Source organism: Aeromonas sp. HMWF014 (assembly GCF_963878295.1).
Lineage (GTDB): Bacteria > Pseudomonadota > Gammaproteobacteria > Enterobacterales > Aeromonadaceae > Aeromonas > Aeromonas popoffii.
Map to the genome: position 1 here is coordinate 1 of NZ_CAWNYS010000084.1, position 5,223 is coordinate 5,223.

Consider the following 5,223-nt stretch of genomic DNA (forward strand, 5'->3'; position numbering starts at 1 on the left):
AGGAAGCCCCGCTCCAGCGGCGCCACCAGCAGGCCGTGGCGCGCCTTGCTCGCCATGAAGGCCTCGAGGGAGGAGAACTCCTTGGGCTGCAGGGCGATGCGCGCCAGCAGATCGCCGAGCACCTCGCGTCGCCCTTCGGATTCCACCGCAAACAGGGTGCGGCCCGTGAAGCTGTCCAGGAACTGGCCCAGCGCCAGCATGGGTTGCTCCTTGCTGTGATCGAGCTGCAGCTCAGGCAGGGGGGCGATGGGGAGATCCCACTGGCCGGCTCCGCCGTCGGTGGCAGCCTCCTGCAACCGTACGGCGCCATAGTGGCCGAGCGCTGCAAACAGCTGCTCCACCGGCAGGTAGATCTGTTGAGGGGGCAGCAGCGGGCGGGTGTTGTCCCAACGTCTGTCCTCATAGCGCTGGCCTATGTCATTCCAGAACCGCTGGGCCGCGGGATAGATCTCCCCCACTGTGAGCAGCAAGGTGTTGTCCGGCAGATAATCGAACAGGCTGGCCGTCTGGTTGAAGAAGAGCGGCAGATAGTATTCGATGCCCGCGGGCCAGCGCCCCTTGCTCACCTCCTGATAGACGGAGCCCTCGGCGCGCGACAGCTCGAACTGTTCACGAAATTGGCCGCGGAACAGCTCGATGGCCGCCTCGTCGGTGGGAAACTCCCGTGCCGGCAGCAGGCTGACCGTTTTGACGGGCTCGCTGGATCGCTGGGTCTCGGGATCGAACGGGCGTATGGAGTCCACCTCGTCATCGAAGAAGTCGATGCGATAGGGGCTGCGGCTGCCCATGGGGAACAAGTCGAGCAGTGAGCCACGGGCGGCAAATTCTCCGTGCTCCAGCACCTGCTCCACCGCCACGTAGCCGGCTTCGGCCAGGCGCCCCCGCAACTGTTGCAGGTTGAGACGCTGGCCGGCCTTCACCATCAGGCTGTACTTGTCGAGATAGGCCCGGGGGGCACAGCGCAGCATCAGGGTGGAGATGGGCACGATCAGCACGCCGTTGCTCATCTGCGGCAGCTTGTAGAGGGTCTCGAGGCGCTGGGAAATAATGTCCTGATGGGGGGAGAAGGTGTCGTAGGGCAGCGTCTCCCAGTCCGGGAACATCAGCACAGGCGAGCCCTGCTCTGCCAACAGGAACTGAAGCTCCTGCTCGAGGCGCAGGGCACTCGGGGTATCGGCGGTCACCAGCAGGACGGGGCGGTTGGCCTCCTGGGTGAGGCGGGCGGCAACCAGCGAGAGGCTGCTGCCTGTCAACTGGCCGAGCGTTAATTTTTGGCCCGCCTTGGCGGGCAAGGCGGGAAGCTTCATTGGCATCATTCGATTCTTTTAACGTTGGCGGTCTTGAGCACGAAGTTTGAGTTGCTTGGATTGCACATGCAGGCTGGCACGCACCAGCAGTTCGCGGTCATCCTCGCGGATCCTCACATAGTCGAGCAGCACGTGGATGCCGTGTTCGCTCGGTTCCAGCTGCTTGACCTGGGCATAACAGTAAATGGCAGAGGCCTCTTCCCGCAGGAATATCTTGAGCCGCACTATCTGGTGCAGGTGCGGCGGCTCGCCATGGCCCTGGTGCGGATGCAGGTAAGTGAGCTGGCCGGCGCTAAAGCGCAGCGTGTGGAAGCGATGCTCGGGGTGATCCTGCACCGACAGCACATAGCCCATGATCATGTCGATCTTGCGGGACTGCTGATTGACTATCTCCACCAGGTCGTGCATCGACTCGTTCTGGTTGCGCATCAGGCGACTGGTCACTATGTCGATGGAGGTGATGGAGGAGGCGATGCGAAAGGGTTCGGGCAGTTCGGCTTCCAGTGCCTCCAGCGTCGGCAGATGAAAGTCACCGGGCATGGGGATCACATTGACCGGGGTGGCATGGGTGACGCTGAAGAACTGTTCCTGCATGGAGGCTATCCCTTGTTGTCATAGACGGTTTCCCTTTATTATCCGGTATCTTATTTTGTTGGCAACGTAGATATCCTTGAAGACTGGACTTTTTCAGCCACTGTCGCTGGCCATTGGCCTTCGTTACGCAGGCTCACGACGCAGTAACCGCTTCGTTTCATTCATCTCCCTGTTTTCCACCTTTGGTATCGCCATCGGGGTTGCGGCCCTGATGGTGGTCATCTCTGTGATGAACGGCTTCGAGGGGCAGCTCAAGGGGCGCATCCTGGGGGTGATCCCCCATGTGGTGGTGACCAATCAGGCTGGCCGTATCGACGCCCAGCCCGCAGGTTTACCCGATCTGGCCAACTTGCCCCATGTGATCGCCAGCGCCCCCATGCTCGACAGCGAAGGCATGTTGCAGAGCCCGGGTCAGCTCACAGGTGTCAGCGTGCAGGGCATAGACCCGGCCCTGTGGCCAAAGGAGGACATACTGCACGCCCAGATGCAGATGGGACGCCTCGACAGTCTGCAGCGCGGTGAATATCACATAGTGCTGGGGCAGGGGGTGGCTAATCGCCTCCAGGTCTCCATGGGCGATCAGGTTCGTCTGATCCTGACCGAAGGTACCCGTTTCACCCCCTTTGGCCGGGTGCCGGCCCAGCGGCTGTTTACCGTATCCGGGATCTTCGGGGTGGGTGCCGACGTGGACAGCCAGGTCGCGCTGATCGCGCTGGGGGATGCCCAGCGCCTGCTGCGCCTGCCGACAGAAACCGTCGGCGGCATTCGACTCTGGCTGAATGACCCCTTCGCCGCCGACCAGGTGATAAAGACGACGCTGCCGGATGGACTGGAGTGGCAGGACTGGCGCCGCGAACGCGGCGATCTGTTCCAGGCGGTTGCCATGGAGAAGCGTATGATGGGGCTAATGCTGGTGTTGATCATCGCGGTCGCCACCTTCAACATCCTCTCTGCCCTGGTGATGGTGGTCACCGACAAGGAGGGGGAGGTGGCCATTTTGCGCACCATGGGTATGAACGAGTCTGGTATCGTCAAGATATTCATGGTGCTCGGCGCCTCCAGCGGTGTGATTGGTGCCCTGCTCGGTGGTCTGGTCGGGCTCGGCCTCTCTCTGGGTCTTAACCCCCTGCTCAATGCGGTGGGGCTCAACCTCTACATGACGGCCGGTGGCAGCGGCCTGCCGGTGATCGTGGAGCCGGCCCAGGTCATCACCATCTTGCTGGGGGCCGTGCTGCTCAGCTTCAGCGCCACCCTCTATCCTGCGGCCCGTGCGGCGCGGGTGAAACCGGCCGAGGCGCTGCGTTATGAATAATTCATCTTCTATTGTTACATCCGGCGTTAGTGGAGCCCCGTTTATGAATGACCCCTTCTCCTGTGAACCTCTGCTGCGTTGTCAGGCACTGAATCATGTCTATAAAGAGGGCGAGCTGGAGACCCAGGTGCTCAAGGGAATCGACTTGTCCGTCGCCCCCGGCGAAATGCTGGCGGTGGTGGGCAGCTCGGGCTCGGGCAAGACCACCCTGCTGCACCTGATGGGGGCGCTGGACAATCCGTCGAGCGGCGCCGTGCTGTTCAAGGGGCAGGATATCCATCATTGGGACAGTCGCACCCAGGCCAAATTCCGCAACCAGGAGCTGGGGTTCGTCTACCAGTTCCACCACCTGCTCGCCGAGTTCACCGCACTGGAGAACACCGCCATGCCGTTGCTGATCGCCGGCGAGTCGGTGGCCAGTGCCACCGACAAGGCGACTCGCATGCTGGGGCGGGTGGGGCTCTCCCATCGCCTCCATCACAGACCCTCCGAGCTCTCCGGTGGCGAACGCCAACGGGTGGCCATCGCCCGTGCCCTGGTCAATGAGCCGAGCCTGGTGCTGGCGGACGAGCCCACCGGTAACCTGGATCACGCCAGTGCCACCGCCGTCTACGAGCTCTTGTGCGAGCTCAACCGCGAGCTGGGCACGGCGTTTGTGGTGGTCACCCATGATCTCAGCCTGGCTGCCAAGCTCCATCGGCGGGTGACCCTGGTGAGCGGCATCATGGCGGAGGTTGCCTGATGTTCAAACCGCTGCCCCTCTTTCTGGGCCTGCGTTACAGCCGCTCCCGTCGTCGCAACGGCTTCATCGCCTTTATTTCCGCCTCCTCCCTCATCGGCATCGCCCTGGGCGTGATGGCGCTCATTCTGGGTTTGTCTGCCATGAACGGGTTCGAGCGGGAGCTGAAAGACAGGGTGCTCTCAGTGGTGCCTCACGGCGAGCTGATGGGGATGGAGGCGCCGCTGCCCGACTGGCCCACGTTGCGCGACTACCTGCTGGCCCAGCCCGGCGTGGAAGCCGCCGCGCCCGTTATCCGGCTTGATGGGCTGCTGGAGCACGGCAATGCCCTCAAGGGATTGCAGGTACGCGCCGTGCTGCCCGAGCTCGAAGCCAATTTGTCCGAAGCGGGCAAATACATGACGGGGCGCGGTCTGCGCGAGTTGCAGGCGGGTGAGCACGGGCTCATTCTTGGCAAGACCATCGCCGACAAGCTGGGGGTCACCATCGGGGATACGGTCGCGCTCTTGCTGCCCCAGGCGGGCGATGCGTCCGCCATCAAGAACCCGAAACGGGAATCCCTCAAGGTGGTGGGATTGCTCGAGATCGGCGGCCAATTAGACGGTGTGCTCGGCTTTATGCACCTGGCCGATGCCCAGGCCATCACCGGCATGGGGAGTGCGGTGGAGGGCTTCAGCCTCAAAGTCACGAACGTGCTCAAGGCGCAGTCCATCACGGTGGCCGCCGCCCAGAAATTCCCGCACTACGTCTACATCAGTAGCTGGATGAGCCGCCAGGGGTATCTCTATCAGGACATCCAGATGGTGCGTACCGTCATGTACGTGGTGATGCTGATGGTGGTGGCGGTGGCCTGCTTCAACATCGTCTCCACCCTGGTGATGGCGGTGAACGAGAAGCGCAGCGAAATTGCCATCTTGAAGACCATGGGGGCGAGCCCAGGGCAGATCCGGCTCACCTTCGTCATTCAGGGCATGGTAAACGGTGTGATGGGGGCGCTGCTCGGTGCCCTGCTCGGCGGCCTGCTCTCCAGCAAGCTGACCCAGATCCTGAGCTTCATTGAAGGGGTGATCGGCCACCGGTTCCTCAACCCTGACATCTACTTCATCGACTTCCTGCCCACCGAATTGCATCTGCAGGATCTGCTGATCGTGACCGGAGCGGCCATACTGATGAGCCTGTTGGCGACGCTTTACCCTGCCTGGCGGGCGAGCGGACTGGTGCCATCCCGCGAGCTGGGTCACTGATGCGCGGCATCTGAGCCGCCGATAAAG

Annotated in this window: 4 protein-coding genes and 1 pseudogene; 3 read left to right on the forward strand and 2 right to left on the reverse strand. The window is 62.5% G+C overall.

Annotated features, from left to right (window positions below):
* Both AAC083_RS03285 and AAC083_RS03290 read right to left on the reverse strand, forming a co-directional pair.
* Positions 1-1,316: pseudogene (locus tag AAC083_RS03285) on the reverse strand (transcription-repair coupling factor); the annotation flags it as partial.
* A gap of 9 nt (positions 1,317-1,325) precedes the next feature.
* A complete protein-coding gene (locus AAC083_RS03290) occupies positions 1,326-1,901 on the reverse strand; it encodes a PilZ domain-containing protein (protein WP_108537994.1) in 576 nt (191 codons plus the stop codon).
* Positions 1,902-1,977: 76 nt separating this feature from the next.
* On the opposite strand from AAC083_RS03290, the gene AAC083_RS03295 reads away from it, so the two are divergent.
* The 3 genes from AAC083_RS03295 to lolE are packed head-to-tail and all read left to right on the forward strand — an operon-like array spanning position 1,978 to position 5,196.
* A complete protein-coding gene (locus tag AAC083_RS03295) occupies positions 1,978-3,213 on the forward strand; it encodes a lipoprotein-releasing ABC transporter permease subunit (RefSeq protein ID WP_108537995.1) in 1,236 nt (411 codons plus the stop codon).
* Positions 3,214-3,256: 43 nt separating this feature from the next.
* Positions 3,257-3,955, forward strand: coding sequence for a lipoprotein-releasing ABC transporter ATP-binding protein LolD (lolD, locus tag AAC083_RS03300; RefSeq protein WP_042037408.1), 699 nt, complete (start codon positions 3,257-3,259; stop codon positions 3,953-3,955).
* Positions 3,955-5,196: a lipoprotein-releasing ABC transporter permease subunit LolE gene (lolE, locus tag AAC083_RS03305; protein WP_042037409.1), complete on the forward strand. Its 1,242-nt coding sequence runs from the start codon at positions 3,955-3,957 to the stop codon at positions 5,194-5,196. Before lolD ends, lolE begins: the two co-directional genes overlap by 1 nt.
* Positions 5,197-5,223 lie beyond the last annotated feature (27 nt).

Excerpts from the sequence above, each read along its gene's own strand:
- AAC083_RS03290 (WP_108537994.1), bottom strand. The coding sequence starts at position 1,901 with ATGCAGGAACAGTTCTTCAGCGTCACCCATGCCACCCCGGTCAATGTG.
- lolD (WP_042037408.1), top strand. The coding sequence starts at position 3,257 with ATGAATGACCCCTTCTCCTGTGAACCTCTGCTGCGTTGTCAGGCACTG.
- lolE (WP_042037409.1), top strand. The coding sequence starts at position 3,955 with ATGTTCAAACCGCTGCCCCTCTTTCTGGGCCTGCGTTACAGCCGCTCC.